This is a genomic window from Paenibacillus sp. 2RAB27, from assembly GCF_052115445.1.
Taxonomy (GTDB): Bacteria; Bacillota; Bacilli; order Paenibacillales; family NBRC-103111; genus Paenibacillus_E.
Genome location: NZ_JBFRGR010000063.1, coordinates 1 through 17,812, shown reverse-complemented (window position 1 = coordinate 17,812; position 17,812 = coordinate 1). Strand labels below are relative to the sequence as shown.

The following is a 17,812-nucleotide window of genomic DNA, read 5'->3' as shown; positions in this document are numbered from 1 at the left end:
CTTAATAAACTCATTGAACTTGCAGTTATAAAAAAAGCAAAAAAAGTATTGATTGATAAAAGTCCAAGTATCGTTTTGGCAGAAGACGCTGTCTGGTTATCCTCAGAATGGTTGCCAAAACTCCTAAATGCGGGCATTCAATACACGGCTACTGTGAGTCCAGAGAATACGATTACTAGTGACGATATGAGACAATCTATTGAAAAAAATACAACTGAATTACGTTATCATGATTTTGAAGATATTCACAATGCAGTTGGTTGGTTATCAGAAATATCTGCGTGATACGAGATTCCCTTTAGTGAACCATTTCAATAAATTTTTCGACCGCGCCTGAAATTGGCATGTTGCGCATAATCATAATCCMTACATGCGATGGTGGAATCGGCACGTCTAATTGAATTTCGAAGAGCGTACCTTCTTCGAGTTCTTTGGATACAAATTCTCTGGTCACATAAGAAATTCCAAGTCCTTTACGCGCTAACTCAATAAGAAGATCCACACTTCCAACCTCAATTTCGGGTTTGAGTTGATGACCATAACTTTGAAACACTTCCGTAATGGCCATTCTTGCCCGACTATTTCGCGAGAATAGAATGAGTGGATATTGAAGTAACATATCCAAAGATAGTACTACATTTTGAAGCTCGGAATATAGATTTCCTGCTACAAAGCAGTCTTGAAGCTGTAAGCTTTCCCTTACTTCAAGTTGGGGATCTGCAATTGGCATACGAACGACACCCAAATCAATTTCGCCTTCTTTTAAAAGAGCAATGATCTCAGGTGTTGTTCCGTGATTAAGATGAAGTCGAATGCTGGGATATTGTTTATGAAATTTTTCCAAGTATTGAAGAATGTAATGCTTAAACAGTGAATCGCTTCCGCCGATCCGTAGTTCGCCACTATCTAAATTTTTAAGCGCGGCCATTTGCTTTTCAGCTAGCGATATAAGAATTTGGGACTTCTCTATGTAGGAATACAGAACTTCACCTTCATGAGTTAGCATTACGCCTTTGGAATTACGGTAAAACAATGTCATACCAAAGCTGTCTTCGAGTTGTTTAATGGCGTGGCTAACGCTCGGTTGGGTGAGGTATAAGACTTTAGCAGCCTGTGTTAAGCTACCGGTCTTCGCAGCCCAATAGAAAACTTTATACAATTCGTAATTATTGTTCATAAAATGAGGCTAGCTCCTAGATTGATTTAATAGATATATCAAACATTATAGTGGAGCAACGACAAAGAAACCAGTAAAGGAGAGATTAAATTGGAGCCAGTAACATTTGTTTTGTTCGGAGCTACAGGTGATTTAGCCAAAAGAAAGATTTACCCAGCCTTATATCAATTGTACATCGATCAGAAACTACCTTCATCCTTTTCATTAATTGGTCTTGGAAGAAGGGAACTAACTCATAAATCATTTCAGGCCAATGTAGAACATTCCCTTCTTACTTTTTCCCGAAGTGATGTGAAAGATGCTGTTAGGATCAAAAAATTCCTGAATTCATTTCAGTATCATGTTCTAGATGTTGACCGTAAAGAAGATTACACAAAGCTGCTGAAGCTGGTTGAAGATCGGGAAGCTGAGCTTAACATAATGCCGAATCGCATGTTTTATTTGTCTGTAGGACCTGAATTCTTTGAGACAATTRCAACAAATATTCATGAAAGCAGGCTTGGTTCAGCTGATGGCTGGAAGCGTCTGGTGATCGAGAAGCCTTTCGGCCATGACTTGGAATCGGCAAGACAATTAAATCATACGTTGAACCAAGCATTTGATGAATCTGACATTTATCGAATTGATCATTATTTAGGCAAGCCTATGGTCCAGCAAATGGGTCAACTACTTCAGTCAACTCTTACGGAGCAGGATTTAAGAACACGTACGATTGCCAGTGTACAAATTTCCGCAATTGAAACCTTGGGTGTGGAAGAAAGAGCTGGCTACTACGATCATGCAGGCGCCATCCGCGATATGTTTCAGAATCATATGCTTCAATTATTAATGATGTTAACTATCGAGTTTCCGAAGCGAAGTTCAGTAGATGAGGTTGGAAATCTTAAAAGTAAAATCATGAAGTCGTTAATGCCATTAAATAAAATCGATGTTACGCAACATGTGGTTCGTGGTCAATATGCTTCAGGGGTGATAAAAGGGGAGCAGGTTGTCGGTTATAGAGATGAGGCTGGAATAGCTTTGGATTCTCAAAATGATACTTTCATCGCAGCTAGACTGCGAGTTGATGATCCGTTCTGGAAGGACACGCCCATCTACATTCGTACAGGAAAGCGGCTGAAAGAGAAAGCGACGCGAATTGTTATCGAATTTATATCCCAGGGCCCTATAAAGGATCTCTTGATCATAGAAATTGGTCCCGAGGAAGGCATTTACTTTCTTAAAAGTCAATCGGATCTGGAGTTTACAGACGTTGAAACATCGCTCAGAAGCCAACTAAGCTTCATGAAAAAAGGAGTAAACGTTAAGGATGCCTATGAAACACTCATTCATGATGTGTTACTTGGCGATAAAACCTACTTTACCCATTGGAATGAAGTGGAATTGTCATGGGAATGGGTACAGCCTATCTTAGACGCTTATCAAGATAATCTGATCCCGCTTCATATCTACCCAGCAGGATCATACGGACCGCAAGAAGCTAATGGATTGCTTGAGAGAGACGGCTTCCATTGGTGGTTCGATTCAAAAAAAGTATCAAATAACGATGCAACCAAAGGAGAGTCCTATACTTATGAATACACCAATTGATCAACTATCCGTGAACACGATTCGAACTTTATCGATCGATGCGATCAACAGAGCAAATTCGGGACATCCTGGACTGCCGATGGGAGCAGCCCCGATGGCCTACGCATTATGGGCAAAACATTTAAAACATAATCCATTCCACGCCAAATGGTTTAATCGCGATCGATTCGTTTTGTCCGCGGGACACGGCTCAGCACTTCTCTATAGTTTGCTGCATGTATCGGGGTATCAGGTGTCGATAGATGATCTAAAACAATTTCGTAAACTTGAAAGTAAAACGCCAGGCCACCCGGAATATGGGCATACAGATGGTGTTGACGCAACGACAGGTCCTTTAGGACAAGGGATTGCGATGGCTGTAGGGATGGCAATGGCTGAAGCGCATTTGGCCGCGAAATTTAACAAAGATACCTTCCCGGTCATTGACCATTATACGTATGCACTTGTTGGAGACGGCTGCCTGATGGAGGGCATCTCCTACGAAGCGATGTCGATGGCTGGACATATGAAGCTGGATAAATTGATCGTTTTATATGATTCCAATGATATTTCCTTAGATGGAGCACTTAATGTTTCGTATTCCGATCAGGCAAAGTTACGAGCAGAGTCTGCGAATTGGCAATACTTGCGAGTTGAGGATGGCAATGACATCGCTGAAATCACGAAAGCGATCGAACTTGCAAAGCAAGATACCACGAGACCTGCTTTAATCGAAATAAGAACGATCATTGGGTATGGAAGCCCTAAAGTTGCAGGAACAAATAAAGCACATGGTAACCCACTCGGGGCCGAAGAAGCCAAAGCGACTAAAGAATTCTATGGTTGGCAGCATGATGAATTCACTGTTCCTGACGATGTACAAGCTCACTTTGATCATTTGAAGCTTCTCGGACATGCTAAGGAAGATGAATGGAATCAACTGATCGTTTCATATAAAACGTCGTATCCAGAGCTTGGACTAGAACTTGAGAATGCCATAGAAGGGAAAGTCCTGATTGAAGCTTCGGATATCCTAACATTTGATGATTCGAAAACCATTTCCACACGTGTAGCCAGTGGGAATTCGATTAATCATTTTTTGAAACATGTACCTTCTTTGTTCGGTGGAAGCGCCGATTTATCGCATTCGACGATGACAGATATCATTGGAGAAAAAACTTTCGGTGCAGGCTCCTATGAAGGACGAAATGTATATTTCGGGGTACGTGAGCACGCGATGAGTGCGGCAGGTAACGGCATGGCCTTGCATGGCGGCGTTATCCCTTTTGTAAGTACCTTCTTCGTATTTAGTGATTATCTGCGACCTTCCATTCGATTGGCTGCCTTGCAGAAACTGCCTGTTATTTATGTATTCACGCATGATTCGATTGCAGTTGGCGAGGATGGCCCGACGCATGAGCCTGTGGAGCACTTGGCTGCTCTGAGGACGATTCCCGGCCTAACAGTTATTCGGCCGAGCGATGCCAACGAGACAGCGAGCGCATGGGCGTATGCTTTGCAGAACAAGAATGGGCCGGTAGCACTTGTGCTAAGTAGACAAAACCTTCCCGTTTACAGTGCAACGAAAACAAATTTGGAAGAGGTGAAGAAGGGCGCCTATATTTTAACGGAAACCAACGATCGTCCAGATCTTATTCTGATCAGTACCGGATCCGAAGTTTCCTTGGCTGTGAATGCGAAACAAGAGTTAGAGAAGGATCAACTATCTGTCAGAGTCGTAGCCATGCCTAGTATGGAAATTTTTGAACGTCAGACAGCTGCTTATAAAGAAACCGTTCTTCCTGCTTCCGTCACCAAACGCATATCAATTGAAGCTGGTATTTCAATGGGGTGGGAGCGTTATGTTGGTCCGCAAGGACAAATGATCGCGATCCAAACTTTTGGTGCATCGGGCTCAGGAYCTGATGTCATGGCATATTTCGGATTCTCTGTAGATAACGTCGTTCGTTTATCGAAAGAGCTTCTAAGTCATTCGTAATGACCAACTGGCTCACAGTTCAAAAACTAACTTAAATTTATGGAGGTAATTTATTATGAAACTTTTCATCGACAGCGCAAATGTAGCGGATATCAAGAAAGCATATAAAGTTGGAGTTCTGTCTGGAGTGACGACTAACCCATCCTTGGTAGCCAAAGAAGGCGTGAAATTCGAGGATCGCATCGAAGAAATTTTGAAATTAGTGCCTAAAGTCGAATCCGTATCGGCAGAAGTTACGCCAGATGCCGAAACGGCTGAAGAAATGATTGCTCAAGCGGAAGAGCTTATCAAGATTAACAATTACGATAAGAACATTACGATTAAATTACCAATGACATTGGATGGCTTAGAAGCTTGCCGTTATTTAACCGATAAGGGTATCAAAACAAACGTGACTTTGATCTTCACCGTAAATCAAGCCTTATTGGCTGCTCGAGCTGGTGCTACCTATGTTTCGCCATTCTTAGGTCGTCTTGATGATATATCCGAAGACGGCGTACAACTTGTCGTCAAGATTGCTGAGCTATTCCGAATTCATAACTTAGATGCACAAATCATCGCCGCATCTGTTCGTCATCCCGATCATGTCACACGTGTAGCCATGGCAGGCGCACATATTGCAACGGTGCCGTTCAGCGTCATTGAACAAATTTCCAAGCATCCCTTAACGGATCAAGGGCTTGAGAAATTCGCGGCAGATTGGAAAAAAGCAGTTAAAGGCTGATTAGACATCAGATCATTCGGGGAGGTACTAACAATGAATAAACAGCAAATTGGCGTCGTTGGATTAGCCGTAATGGGGAAGAATTTAGCTTTGAATATTGAAAGTAAAGGCTTCTCGGTAGCTTTGTATAACCGTTCTCCCGAGAAAACGAAGGAGTTAGTGGAGGAAGCGCAAGGCAAGAATTTTATAGGCACATATAGTATGGAAGAATTCGTCCAATCGCTTGAAACGCCGCGTAAAATATTAATTATGGTAAAAGCGGGAAAACCAACAGATGATACTATTGATCAGCTTGTCCCTTACCTTAGTCAAGGGGATATACTCATCGACGGTGGCAATGCCTTTTTCCCAGATACACAAAGAAGGAATAAGGATCTACAAGCGAAAGGATTCCGCTTTATCGGTGCAGGTGTTTCAGGCGGTGAGGAGGGAGCCCTGAATGGTCCGGCGATTATGCCAGGCGGCCAAAAGGACGCGTATGAACTTGTTGAGCCTATCTTGACTGCAATTTCGGCAAAAGTGAATGGCGATCCATGCTCGACGTATATCGGAGAAGATGGAGCTGGTCATTATGTCAAAATGGTACACAATGGGATCGAATACGGAGATATGCAGCTCATAGGCGAAGCGTATCACTTGCTAAAGGATGTACTGAACTTAACTACTAGTGAGCTTCATGAGATTTTCACCGAATGGAACAATGGTGAGCTGGATAGTTATTTAATGGAAATCACGGCTGATATTTTCTCGAAGATAGATCCGGATACAGGCAAACCGATGGTAGATGTCATTCTCGATTCGGCCGGACAAAAAGGTACCGGAAAATGGACAAGTCAAAGTGCATTGGATTTAGGCGTTCCATTGTCCATTATTACTGAATCCGTGTTCGCGCGGTTCATCTCGGCTATGAAAGAAGAACGTGTAGCGGCGAGCAAACGACTTAGTGGACCAGCGGTATCAAGCTTCGATGGAGAACCTAAGGCGTTCATCGAAGCCGTTCGCCAAGCTTTGTACGCCAGTAAAATTGCTTCCTATGCACAAGGCTTTGCTCAAATGAGAGCTGCTTCCGATGAATATAATTGGAATCTGAACTATGGCAGCATTGCGATGATTTTCCGCGGAGGCTGTATTATTCGTGCAAGATTTTTACAAAATATAAAAGACGCTTATGATCGGGATCCAGCTCTGAAAAACCTGTTATTAGATGGATATTTCGGTGAAATCGTTACTAACTATCAAGGTGCTTGGAGAAAAGTAATTGCGATTGCCGTAACGAGAGGGATACCCGTTCCTGGGTTTGCTTCCGCTCTAGCATATTACGACAGCTATCGTACAGAGCGATTGCCGGCTAATTTGCTACAAGCACAAAGAGATTATTTTGGAGCGCATACGTTCGAGCGAATTGATAAAGTGGGAAGTTTTCATTTTCAATGGATGGAAAATAACGAAGAATAAATTTAAGGTTTAAAACAGAATTACCGTTTAGCCGCGTATTTGGTATGAGGGAATACCAAATACGCGGCTTTTTGTTGTGCAACTTAAGCACTGAGAATGACTTGATTCACCAACCTCGCGGAGTACACTAACTAGACGATTTAAGCCTTCCGTGCTTTCAACATCATGTAGCTTCCCTCGAAGCTGAGTAGTTTGCCGTTCTCGCTACGGACCTTAAGCTGTTGCCGATCCGCTTCTGGCAAGTTTAGCATGATTTGGGCTAGCGACATTATGAGAAGCGTTAGCTCCAAATTGGGCTTTCACCTGTTCCTTCGTATCCATTTCATCAATCCCCAAATGTTTCATTGTTTGAAACTGAGTTTCTAAAAATGAACTTACAATGCAAACATACCATGCTTAAATACGAGTTCTAGTACATTCTCAAATATAGAGGAGGGAGGATTGGGTTTAAGGTTGTTTTTTGACTGTTGTGTTGGTTATTGTATTATGGATATTAGAACGAGTGCCTCGATGGTTGATTTATAAAATAAAACAAAGGAGGATAACATGGCCTGGAGCAAATTGAAACAACAACTGGAGAGCTTTCTCAGTCCAGCGCTATTTGGAAGGGTCGAATACCTTTCAACGAGCTACCGCTATTTACCAGATAAAGCAGGACTTTGTTATATTGCGGTAGATAAAAAGAACGTACTCAACATGAGTAATACCTTAATCAGATGGTATCAGACGGAGTTGGAAATTAAGAATGATTCAGATATCCAGATTCCTATTAACAATGAAGAAATCGAAGCAGTCAGAAAAGATACGAAAGGGAGTGTTCCGGAGGATCGTTTAAAAGTAATAGCAAGAAGTAGAAAAATATCGGAATATGCAAAAGAGCTTTTGTTAGCACAGTCATCATTAAGTAAATCAAATTTCGTCGTCATAGCTAATAAGTTTTTATCCAGTTCAATAGAGGAAAGTATAGAGAGCAATGATATCTTATTGAATATTCTAGCTTTGGTTGACAGACGAGTTGGAAAAAAGCGAATTTTAAACATGACCGAGAAGATGAAGTTGAAGCATCCAATTGTACAGTATTTCTTTGAACTAAGACTTCGTACATATGAAAATTAATAACTCACTTTCCTCCAAACGGGAGGGCAAAGGTACCATCAATCTATTCACCGTCGAAGAGGACTCCGAAAGGAGTTCTTTTCTTCAATCGCCTGTCAAACGTTCCGCACCGCAATACTTGTATCCAGGCCTCAAAGACAATATTGAAATAGTTATGGAAGGATTAAAACAGCAAAAAGAAGATTATCGCTGTAAAGATTCAGGACATTCCTAGGGATGTCCTGGTTTTTTTTTGAATCGCAAACACAGTTTCCTCATCTGTTTTTAATCTTGCTTTAGTAAGCTTGCAACCAGATTAAAATAATGATTGAAGGAGTTACTTATGAATTTAGCTCAATTAGACTACCAATGGTTTCAAACGATTAATCACTTTGCCGATAGGTTTTCTGCTTTGAATCCTCTGGTCGCATTCTTTGCCAACAATTTAGATTATGTATTCTACTTAGGCGTTATTGTTTATTGGTTTATTCGAACCCCGGATAATCGGAAAATGGTAGTGAATACACTCCTTTCAGCCGGCATAGCATTAGGAATCAATAACATTATTGGTGCGATTTATCATCGGGATCGTCCGTTCGTGGCTCATCATGTCATCCAATTAGTTCAACACGATGCATCAGCTTCTTTTCCCAGTAATCATGCAGCTGCAGCTTTTGCGGTAGCGTCCTCCATTTGGCTTTGGCGCCGAAAAGAAGGACGGATTTGGTTCGTTCTTGCCGCGATCATCGGATTGTCCCGGATATGGTCTGGGATTCACTATCCATTGGATATAGTAGGAGGCGCGATTTCTGGTACTGTCATAGGAATCATCGTTAATAAGACTATGCGTCAGCGAGTGTTGGAAGAGTTTTCGGTTTCCTTCATCCGTCTTTATGAATTCATTGAACATAAGGTATGGAAACCTTAACAGACTAACTTAAGAATAACTTAATATTTAGTTCTTAGATAAGTCCACAATAACTTAAATATAATAATTATTATGATGAGATTAATTTTCGAAATATTTGTAATACCGAAGTACCAGGCAGTGTAAACTAACATAATACAACTTATTTTTCTGAAAAAGTATTGCCTTTATCAGTTATCGTATAATTGATCTCTCTCTAGAAAGAATGTGATTGGCTTGCAACCATTGTTATGGAGCATTTTCTTAGTATTGCTTCTATATACAATTTTGCCTACTCTAACAGTTCGTTTACTTGGTTTATGGGTGTACAAAAAGAAAGTGACCAGGGACGGCATAGCACTAACCTTTGACGATGGTCCTGATCCAGATTTTACACCGCAATTGTTGGATATTCTCTCCAAATATCAGATCATAGCTACTTTCTTTGTACTTGGGTCTAAAGCAGAGAAGTATCCAGAGCTCATCCAACGTATTCACCACGAAGGTCATCTGATTGGCATTCATAATTATGTCCATTGGACGAACGCATTTATGACGCCACAAAAAGTTCGAAAGCAATTGAAAGATTCTGTAGCGGCGATTGAGAACATTATTGGGGTAACACCGATATATTATCGTCCTCCTTGGGGTATAATTAATGTCTTTGACTTATTTTTAGTACATCGATTTCGTTTGGTCTTCTGGTCATTAATGGTCAAAGATTGGAGAAGCCATGGAGGCACTGAGCGAATAAAATCAAAGTTACTAGCCGAACTACAATCCAATCATATTATCGTGCTTCATGACAGTGGGCAGACTTTTGGGGCGAATAGAGATGCTCCACATTATATGTTGGATGCCCTCGATGCTTTCCTTGAAATCTGCACACAGCGAAGGGTTACCTTTCTACGCATAGATACTTATTTGCATTTACTTCAATTTAAAAAGCGAGCACCTGGTCGGCGTACAAAGAAATTTCTCATTTTCATCTGGTTAAAATGGGAGCGTGTTTTCCATTGGCTATTCAATATTCGGCCAATTGACGTTGATAATCAAATTTTCTATAGCCGTGTACGCAAATATCACGGGAAAACGATCCAATTGGGAAGTGGGGAAGAGCTGAATTCCGGAGATCTGGTTATTGAACTTCATTTTAATAATGAGAAACTACATCAATTGATTACCGAATCTGACTCTTTGTTTCAACTTGCTGTACAAATGAAACAGGCTGTAAAGAGCTTTATGCCCACGCTCACACAACATGTTCAATTCATACCTGAAAAGGTTAAAGCAATTTACGGAATCACTATGATACATAGAGGTTCTAAACAATTAGGCTTTACCTTGACAGAACTACCAAAAGGTATATTTAGCAGAGTTACACAGTTTTATTTAAAGTTGTTACTTTACCTTCTGCATCCAAACGGAAGAGATCGATTAAAAATGAAAAGTGAACTATTGTCTCCGAAAATTGCCACTATTTCTACGCAGGAGCTCTATAAGAAGTACGCGGGTTCTGTGGAACTAATAGCAATCTCGGAACATGCGCTTCCGATCAGTTAGGATGATTTGTATCAAACAGACAGGGTCCAATAGCTTTGCTTTAATGAGGCAGGTACTGGTCACATGGTATCTGCTTTTTGGTATGCGGAGAAATGTTGACAGGCGCTTCTAGAGCTATGCCATGGCATCCTGAGGGAAAAAGCGCTGAATCAGAAGGTTGTTCTCGCATTAGACACCTTCGAGGACATGACAGCGCTGCTGAAGCTTACGGGGGCGATTATTTTTAAACGCGTATCGTTTCGCTATCATTCTGACGGGAAGAATATTCTGCAGAACATTACGTTCGACATGGCACCAGGCCAAACGACTGTAACTGTCGGTCGAAGCGGGTCAGGAAAATCGACCTTGGCGAATTTACTGCTTAAGCTATATGCGCCAAGCATGAGCAGCTAATGCTGGAAAAAGGTCTTTATTACATGCTCGTTAGTCAGCCGTTAGAATAAGCGGAACTGAAAGTTAATTGAAGGTACTCCATACAACGATAATTAATAGGTGGGGATATTGACGAATTTGTTCCAAATCCCGATCCAAGAAAATGAGGCTTTTTGTGACGGAAATTACGTCCAAAGAGCTTTTTCACGATTACCCGGTTAGATGTTAAATCTAAGACGTAATTCAGCCATCAGAGCCTCAGCTTGCTGTGGATCTTCATTCAGCAGTTTCCTGTATGTCAGCATCCAATTCAACGTTACAAGCATATGATCGTATTCGTCCTTCATGCGCTCGATCTCATTGATCTTCTGAAGAATCCATTCTATTACTTCTTGGTTCGTGCGAGTGTTCGTATCATGAAAGCTCAAGCCTATCCAGGCTTGGGCTTTTTGGCGGTACCGAGGGTGCCCAACTTACAAGCATTTTGCTTTTCTATCGCATATGGTGTAACCATGAAAGGAGTGGCTGGATTGATACAAATTACAATCGCAGCAGTCGGGGATTTGTTGATGAAAAAGCAGATGATCGCCTCGGCCGCACGTGAAAGCGGATTCGTCCCTATATTTTCAAAAGTGAAACCCTATCTGCGGAAATCCGATTTAACTATTGGTAATCTGGAGACGACCTTTTCCGGCAACAATTTCCGCGAAGAGCCCGGAAAACTGTTGTTCAACTCCCCGGACAAATTCGCTGCTGCGCTCCGGAACTTGGGCTTCAATGTATTAGGCACAGCCAATAACCATTGTATGGACGGGAAACTATCCGGTTTGAGGCGGACATTAAACGTCCTCGATCGACACGGTCTGCGACATACTGGCACGTATCGCTCCTCTCGGGATGCCCGCCAGAAACTGATTGTTAACGTAAAGGGAATAAAAATTGGAATATTGGCTTATACGAAAGGAACGAACGGGATCCCAGTCCCGGAGCCGCGGTTAGTTAATCGACTAGATCAGAAAAAAATAATAGCGGACGTCCGCAGCTTGAAGAGTAGAACAGATTTTATCATCGCCTGTCTACATTTCGGGAAAGAATTTCGAACTTATCCCGACCGCAACCAAATCCAGCTCATGCAGGTGTTGTTTAAAAATGGTGTGAATGTAGTGTTGGGAGCGCATCCACATGTGCTGCATCCGATAAGAATGTTTAAGGTGAAAGACATCGACGGACTCACTAGAAATCGGGTAGCGGCGTCCTCTCTAGGGAATTTCGTTTCCACCGAAATTCCCCGGCATACCGCTAGACTGCGAGGAACAATCTTGATGCTAACCTTAACGAAAAATGCAAAAGGGATAACGGATGTGTTGAAAATATCATCTGTGCCAACCCGCATTTTGCAAAAAGTAGGGAAGAAAAAAGTATATCGGGTTGTGCCGAATTAAGGCTCGTACATTGAAGGGAAATCATCAAGTAGCTAGCCTAGTGGATTGGTTGCCTTACCTCAAGTAACGTGCAGAATAGCGTGGTGACGTGAGGAAGCATTTAAGTTAAAGCCGTACGCGTGGGAAGAGGTAAGGGGAATATCCCCTTACCTCTTGATGTATTTTCAACTAACAAGTATTCCTCTTATTGCACCAGCGATCACAAAAACCCATGGAGGCAATATCCAAAATACGAGCAAAATAAATAAAATAGCAGCTAAAGCAAACAAGCAACCTTCGTTGCCGTTGAGATCCATTCGGAATTGGCTAGTTATGCGCAAGAGTTTAGCTGGCATGAGCGGTTAAGCGCCTCAGAGAACTTGGATGAAATTAAGAAGTTGCTTATCCATATTATGGATAGTTGGAAGTCATGGCAGCGATCGTTCGGATTTAATCCTACTTGGGGCGAGCATAGTTTTAGGCAAGCGATTACTCGTTTAACGAGATATTACAATCGCTTCTTGAGTGAAACTGAATACAACTTGTATTTATCAGCCGCTGAGCAAATATCCTCATGGATGGTTACTCTTCATAAAGATAGAAATATAAAGCCCTAGAATTGTATGTGCTATATCATAAAGGAAATATCCAAACCCACATCTTCCAAAATCGATCGGATGGGGCTCCCGCACAAAGAGAGTTAGTCATCAAGGGTTACGAGAGTATTAGGAAACTAGAAGGTAATTGGTTTACAGTGTTAGAAGGGTTTGCGGTGATGGTGATGATTGAAAATTATTGTCACCATGCCCCTGATCCTAGGGAAACCGAGGGACTGAAAGCAGAACAACCATACGCCCTAGCTATTATAAACAATTACTTAAATGGAGAGCCATTTCTCTTTAATGCTATTGAAGTTAAAACTAACTTCTTTGAATGACGATTACTCCTGATCAATTGGATGCAGGATTTGATCCTGATATAGATCAATAAATAGTTTACCTTGCGTTCCTCTGATAGCGTAACAGACTTCTTCTGCTGTAACACCGAGCTGCTGTAGCTGCTTTGATAGCCATTCTTTCGATAAACCAATTTGCTGTAAATTATCTGCCATAATCTTTCCATCCATAACTAGTTCAACAGGAAACTGGATCTTTGTTGTGTTTGGCAAATGCAAATCCTTTTGTATAAGGGGACGATATTCTGGCTTTTTGAGCACCGATAGTTTCCCGTTAAGCTCTAAGATGGCATATTGTACTTCTTCGATATCAAAAATGTCCTTTTCTCGCAATTCTTGATTTAAAGTGTCGAGTGTAAATTGAATTTTTCTTAAGTTCTGTTCCAAAATTTTTCCATTTTCGATCACGACTGTCGGTTTTCCGGCAAACCATTTTCTGATTTTGCGGCTCTTCAAGGAAATAACAGAGATGAGATAGGCTATGCCACTGAAGATCAAAAATGAAGTGATAAGATTCCAAGTCTTCAAGTGAGTATTAAAGGCTAAATTACCGATTATGGCCCCTAGTGTGATTGAAGCGACAAAATCATTGTAAGTCATTCGCGCTATCGTGTGTTTTCCGAGAACTCGCGTGATTAACATAATAAGTACGAAAGCAACCACCGTCCGGAGAATTGTTTCCAACAACATATCAACTATCCTCCCATGCTCATATGAGTACGTTGTTATTTTTTCATTTCCTAGAAAAAAAATACACGTGGACAATAATAATTTATTAAAGGATATTCGATCCATATAATGGAAGACTAGACAACATACCGATCAATCATACTAGGATCAAATCCTTTTAAGGGGGATGTATCCATGTATAAGAAACGTTTAGAATTCAAGGCAATTGTAGCTTTTCTTATTTTAGCAACGCTTACTTGTTGTCAGAATCCAACAGATCACGCAATGTATGTTTCACATCCTGTTTTAAGTGATCCGCAATGGCCCAAAAATGCCTATTTGACCTTTGATGACGGGCCTTCCGAGAATACAGAACGAATCTTACAAATTTTACGCAGATATAACGTTCATGCAACATTTTTTGTGATCGGAAATTCATCTCTCGAGGGAAAACGGTTATATCGACTTATCCATGCAGATGGACATGTCATTGGTAACCATACCTACACACATAACTATCATTCTCTTTATGAATCCGTTCAGGCGTTCTCCAAAGATACAGAGCGGCTCGAAAGGCTGTTGGAGCAAACGATCGGTGTAAGGTCGAACTTGCTCCGTTATCCAGGTGGATCTAATAATCTTGTTAGCCGACATTTCGGGGGCCCCAATATTATGCCGCGCATAATAAATAAAATGAGTAGGGAGGGCTACGATTATATGGATTGGAATGTGAGTTCCACCGATGCAGCTAGGACCGTTCAACCAAAGAATGAGATCATCGATGCTGTACTAAGTGCTAGTAAAAATAAGAAAGAAGCTATTATATTGATGCACGATGTCAAAGTGAAAACAACAACGGTCGAGGCTTTACCTACGATCATTGAAGGTTTGCTTAAGCAAGGATTTCATTTTAAAGTGTTAAGTAAGGACTCTTTTCATTATCAATTTCAGTAGCGTTTACTTATCCTTTGAATTGTTGTGATTTGAACGTTCAATTACTTTAGAACTTTAAGCAGACTGGCATACCTTAAGAATAAGTCTTCGAACTACGGGAATCATACCCACATTCACACTAGTTTTTTGTTGCTCTATAGCCCCTTTGAGTTTAATAGTGGCGAACTCGGCAACGGAAGTATCGAGGACGTGTCGGAATTGACCTTAAATGCAATAAAAAAATGGCCTTTAATTGAACAGGCCATTTTTTAACGAGTTACTGTTTGTTGGAAATAACTTTATCAMGGAACTTATCTGCGTCACTATTAAATTTCCATACAACACCAAATTTATCAGCTAACATTCCGAAGCAGGAAGACCAAGGCACCTCTGATAACGGCATGATGACATAACCACCTACAGACAAATTAGAAAAGTAATTTTCCAATGTTTGTTTATCATCAATAACGATACTAATTAGTATATTGTTTCCTTTAACTAACTCGCCAGTTACACCCTTCATTGAAGGCAGAAGATCTGACATCATGACTTTTCCACAAGCAAATTCGATTGAAGCTTCCATGATCATATTTAATTCATTTTCTGGCAATGGATTGTTTGGATCTTGGGGGAAATCGCTGAATTTTACCTTTTTCACCTCGATCGCATGTAAAGCCTCCGAATAAAATTCAATCGCTTGTTCTGCGATTCCATCAAAGTTTAAATATGTAATAGCTGACATAAAATATTACCTCCTTCTTGTGATAAATGTAGTATAATCCACAAAAGGTGACAGCAGTATGTCACTGTTCTTCGATGAAGTAGAGAAGAAGAGGGGGAAGTATGGACAAGGTTGAGAGATTAATTTCTATAATCATGATTTTGCTGAAAAAAAATGTCGTTACTGCAAATGAATTCGCACAATTATTTAATGTTTCCAAAAGGACGATTCTTCGTGATATGGAAACACTGAGTTTATCAAACATCCCGATCTATTCTATCAATGGAATCAATGGCGGATATTGTATGATGGATGAATACAAGGTTGATAAACGCCTTTTAAGCAACTCCGACTTGGAGAATATATTGACTGCGCTCGGCGGATTGGAACAAATTCTAGTTAGCAAAGAAGTTGAAGTGACTATAAAAAAAATAGAAGCCATGGTTAATCCATTGACTCCGAAAGGTYCAATCCATCTGTCTTTTTATGAGTGGGAGGGCCGGTCTGAAATTCTTCAAACCTTGAAATTATGCCAAGAATCGATATTAAAGAGAAAGTTAGTTTCATTTGATTACATAGATAAAAATGGCACCACTACAAATAGAATTGTGGAGCCATACTTGCTTCATTTTAGCGAAGCTAGCTGGTACTTGAAGGGATTCTGTTTACATCGTCAGAGATATAGAACATTTAAATTATCCAGGATCGATCATTTTCATATGGATGAAAACACATTTAACCCTAGAGTTTATTCATTGGAACAAGAACATGATGCAAGTTATCAACCGCAACTAGTCGCTATTAAGGCGTTGATTTCGCCTAGCATAAAAGATCAATTCATTGAAAGGTACGGTCGAAAGAGTATTGAAAACTATAGTTCTGACTATTTCTTAGCCACCATCCATGTTCCTCAGAATAGTATTGGCTTTCAATTCTTAGCAAGCCTCGGTACAAATATAGAAATCTTAGAGCCCAAAAAATATGTTGAAGAATTTCGTAATTATTTAAATAGAATGTTGGAGAAATATTCGTATTTGTTGAATGATTAAAAGGCTTATGGTTGGTAATCGCTGCGTTAACGGATAGATGAGAGTTCAAAGAAGGTAACGGCACTCTAAAAGGTGGATTGAGTTAACAAAGAGGGAGCACTGCTGCGGCAGTTGCTCCCTGTATGCATTGGAGAATTTAATCCTTCCCGAGATTTCGCATAATATTCTTCCAAACTGGCTATTAATGCGTTAAGATACTTCATTGGTTCTCTTGTCACCAGACAAATTACTCGATAGAATGTGAAGCCGCTACCGGAATTGCGGCCTTACTATATTGAATACCGCGCTGCCCGTACGCAAGCTTACATGGCTCATATGACCAGCTTTATTTTCGAAGGCGTATTAGAGATATTTCCGGAGCTGCAGGTAGCGTTTATCGAAGGCGGCGTTTCTGGGTCGCTCCTTACTTGATTAAACTTCTACCTTGCCTTCTCCTTCCGCGACATCGGCTGCAGGCTCAAGTGATTCATCAAGCTTCTGAGCTGCCAGGATGGTGACAAGTATTGCTTCCGGAACTGTTAAAATATCTACATCATTACCCGCAACCAAGTCGGAAACATGCAATTTGTCGCCTATGCTCAGCTTGCTGATATCCACATCCAATGAACTTGGCAGCTTATTTGGCATACAGCGAATCAGGACCTCATGCATCTCAATCTGCAGCATGCCGCCTTCTTTGGTGCCGAGGGGCTCTCCGCTGAAATGAACGGCCACAGCAGTCTCAAGCTTCTTTTTCATATTAATTTGCAGAAAATCGATATGCATCAATTGTCCGCTTAAACTGTCCTTTTGAACTTGATGAATCATCACGGGATGCTTTTTTTTGGAAGGCAGGACGACTTCCAGAATCGCGTGCGCATTGCTTTTAAGTGCGGAGCGGATTACTTTCTCCTCAACAGCTACATGCTCGTTTTTCATTCTGCTGCTGTATACGACTGCCGGAATTTGCCCTTGCTTTCTCATCTGTTTTAATTTACAGGTACGGTCTAATAGTTGAATAGAATTACTCATTACGAACACCTCCTGAACGATTATAAAAGCAGCTAAAAGCCCTATTATTACATACCCAATCCAGAGAAAGCTCAAACATCACCTTTTATTGGATTGCAGAATCTAAATACGTAGATGGTTTTCAGTTGCAATCCTTTCGGTAATCGTCTGGAGTTTCTTGAGTTAAACTAACGAGAAAGTATAGTTCAATCC

Annotated in this window: 18 protein-coding genes; 13 read left to right on the top strand and 5 right to left on the bottom strand. The window is 40.9% G+C overall.

What is annotated here, in order from left to right; genetic code table 11:
• On the top strand, positions 1-285 hold a 285-nt coding region (locus tag AB4114_RS34675; RefSeq protein ID WP_441992501.1), incomplete at its 5' end, for a hypothetical protein.
• 13 nt (positions 286-298) lie between these two features.
• On the opposite strand, the gene AB4114_RS34670 is transcribed toward AB4114_RS34675, so the two are convergent.
• Positions 299-1,177, bottom strand: coding sequence for a LysR family transcriptional regulator (locus AB4114_RS34670; protein WP_441992500.1), 879 nt, complete (start codon positions 1,175-1,177; stop codon positions 299-301).
• Positions 1,178-1,267: 90 nt separating this feature from the next.
• On the opposite strand from AB4114_RS34670, the gene zwf reads away from it, so the two are divergent.
• The 8 genes from zwf to AB4114_RS34630 all read left to right on the top strand — a co-directional run bounded on the left by zwf (position 1,268) and on the right by AB4114_RS34630 (position 10,882).
• The gene (gene zwf / locus AB4114_RS34665) at positions 1,268-2,767 is read left to right on the top strand and encodes a glucose-6-phosphate dehydrogenase (RefSeq protein ID WP_441992499.1); all 1,500 of its coding nucleotides are present in this window, start codon (positions 1,268-1,270) and stop codon (positions 2,765-2,767) included.
• Positions 2,751-4,745, top strand: coding sequence for a transketolase (tkt, locus tag AB4114_RS34660; protein WP_441992498.1), 1,995 nt, complete (start codon positions 2,751-2,753; stop codon positions 4,743-4,745). Before zwf ends, tkt begins: the two co-directional genes overlap by 17 nt.
• Before the next feature lie 55 nt (positions 4,746-4,800).
• Positions 4,801-5,469: a fructose-6-phosphate aldolase gene (gene fsa, locus AB4114_RS34655; protein WP_441992497.1), complete on the top strand. Its 669-nt coding sequence runs from the start codon at positions 4,801-4,803 to the stop codon at positions 5,467-5,469.
• A gap of 33 nt (positions 5,470-5,502) precedes the next feature.
• Complete coding sequence (gndA, locus tag AB4114_RS34650) at positions 5,503-6,924, top strand: NADP-dependent phosphogluconate dehydrogenase (RefSeq protein WP_441992496.1); 1,422 nt, start codon at positions 5,503-5,505, stop codon at positions 6,922-6,924.
• 546 nt (positions 6,925-7,470) lie between these two features.
• Complete coding sequence (locus AB4114_RS34645; RefSeq protein ID WP_441992495.1) at positions 7,471-8,040, top strand: SF0329 family protein; 570 nt, start codon at positions 7,471-7,473, stop codon at positions 8,038-8,040.
• A 322-nt stretch (positions 8,041-8,362) separates the two neighbouring features.
• Complete coding sequence (locus AB4114_RS34640; RefSeq protein ID WP_441992494.1) at positions 8,363-8,947, top strand: undecaprenyl-diphosphatase; 585 nt, start codon at positions 8,363-8,365, stop codon at positions 8,945-8,947.
• Between the two features lie 249 nt (positions 8,948-9,196).
• Positions 9,197-10,489, top strand: a complete 1,293-nt coding sequence (locus tag AB4114_RS34635) for a polysaccharide deacetylase family protein (protein WP_441992493.1) — start codon at positions 9,197-9,199, stop codon at positions 10,487-10,489.
• 186 nt (positions 10,490-10,675) lie between these two features.
• Positions 10,676-10,882 (top strand): ATP-binding cassette domain-containing protein, encoded by a 207-nt coding sequence (locus tag AB4114_RS34630; protein ID WP_441992492.1) that lies wholly within the window; start codon positions 10,676-10,678, stop codon positions 10,880-10,882.
• Between the two features lie 197 nt (positions 10,883-11,079).
• Here the strand turns inward: AB4114_RS34630 and AB4114_RS34625 are convergent, their stop codons facing one another.
• Complete coding sequence (locus tag AB4114_RS34625; protein WP_441992491.1) at positions 11,080-11,289, bottom strand: hypothetical protein; 210 nt, start codon at positions 11,287-11,289, stop codon at positions 11,080-11,082.
• Positions 11,290-11,391: 102 nt separating this feature from the next.
• Between AB4114_RS34625 and AB4114_RS34620 the strand changes: the two genes are divergently transcribed.
• Together AB4114_RS34620 and AB4114_RS34615 are read left to right on the top strand one after the other, a co-directional pair.
• Positions 11,392-12,303, top strand: coding sequence for a CapA family protein (locus tag AB4114_RS34620; RefSeq protein ID WP_441992490.1), 912 nt, complete (start codon positions 11,392-11,394; stop codon positions 12,301-12,303).
• 751 nt (positions 12,304-13,054) lie between these two features.
• Positions 13,055-13,219 (top strand): hypothetical protein, encoded by a 165-nt coding sequence (locus AB4114_RS34615; protein ID WP_441992489.1) that lies wholly within the window; start codon positions 13,055-13,057, stop codon positions 13,217-13,219.
• A 3-nt stretch (positions 13,220-13,222) separates the two neighbouring features.
• On the opposite strand, the gene AB4114_RS34610 is transcribed toward AB4114_RS34615, so the two are convergent.
• Complete coding sequence (locus AB4114_RS34610; RefSeq protein WP_441992488.1) at positions 13,223-13,927, bottom strand: DUF421 domain-containing protein; 705 nt, start codon at positions 13,925-13,927, stop codon at positions 13,223-13,225.
• Positions 13,928-14,101: 174 nt separating this feature from the next.
• Between AB4114_RS34610 and AB4114_RS34605 the strand changes: the two genes are divergently transcribed.
• Positions 14,102-14,860: a polysaccharide deacetylase family protein gene (locus tag AB4114_RS34605; RefSeq protein ID WP_441992487.1), complete on the top strand. Its 759-nt coding sequence runs from the start codon at positions 14,102-14,104 to the stop codon at positions 14,858-14,860.
• A 256-nt stretch (positions 14,861-15,116) separates the two neighbouring features.
• Here AB4114_RS34605 and AB4114_RS34600 read toward each other — a convergent pair whose 3' ends face one another.
• The gene (locus AB4114_RS34600; protein ID WP_441992486.1) at positions 15,117-15,581 is read right to left on the bottom strand and encodes a VOC family protein; all 465 of its coding nucleotides are present in this window, start codon (positions 15,579-15,581) and stop codon (positions 15,117-15,119) included.
• Between the two features lie 101 nt (positions 15,582-15,682).
• On the opposite strand from AB4114_RS34600, the gene AB4114_RS34595 reads away from it, so the two are divergent.
• Entirely contained in the window at positions 15,683-16,609 is a 927-nt protein-coding gene (locus tag AB4114_RS34595; RefSeq protein WP_441992485.1) for a helix-turn-helix transcriptional regulator, read from the top strand.
• Positions 16,610-17,020: 411 nt separating this feature from the next.
• On the opposite strand, the gene AB4114_RS34590 is transcribed toward AB4114_RS34595, so the two are convergent.
• Positions 17,021-17,620, bottom strand: a complete 600-nt coding sequence (locus AB4114_RS34590; RefSeq protein WP_441992484.1) for a 50S ribosomal protein L25 — start codon at positions 17,618-17,620, stop codon at positions 17,021-17,023.
• Between the last annotated feature and the right edge of the window lie 192 nt (positions 17,621-17,812).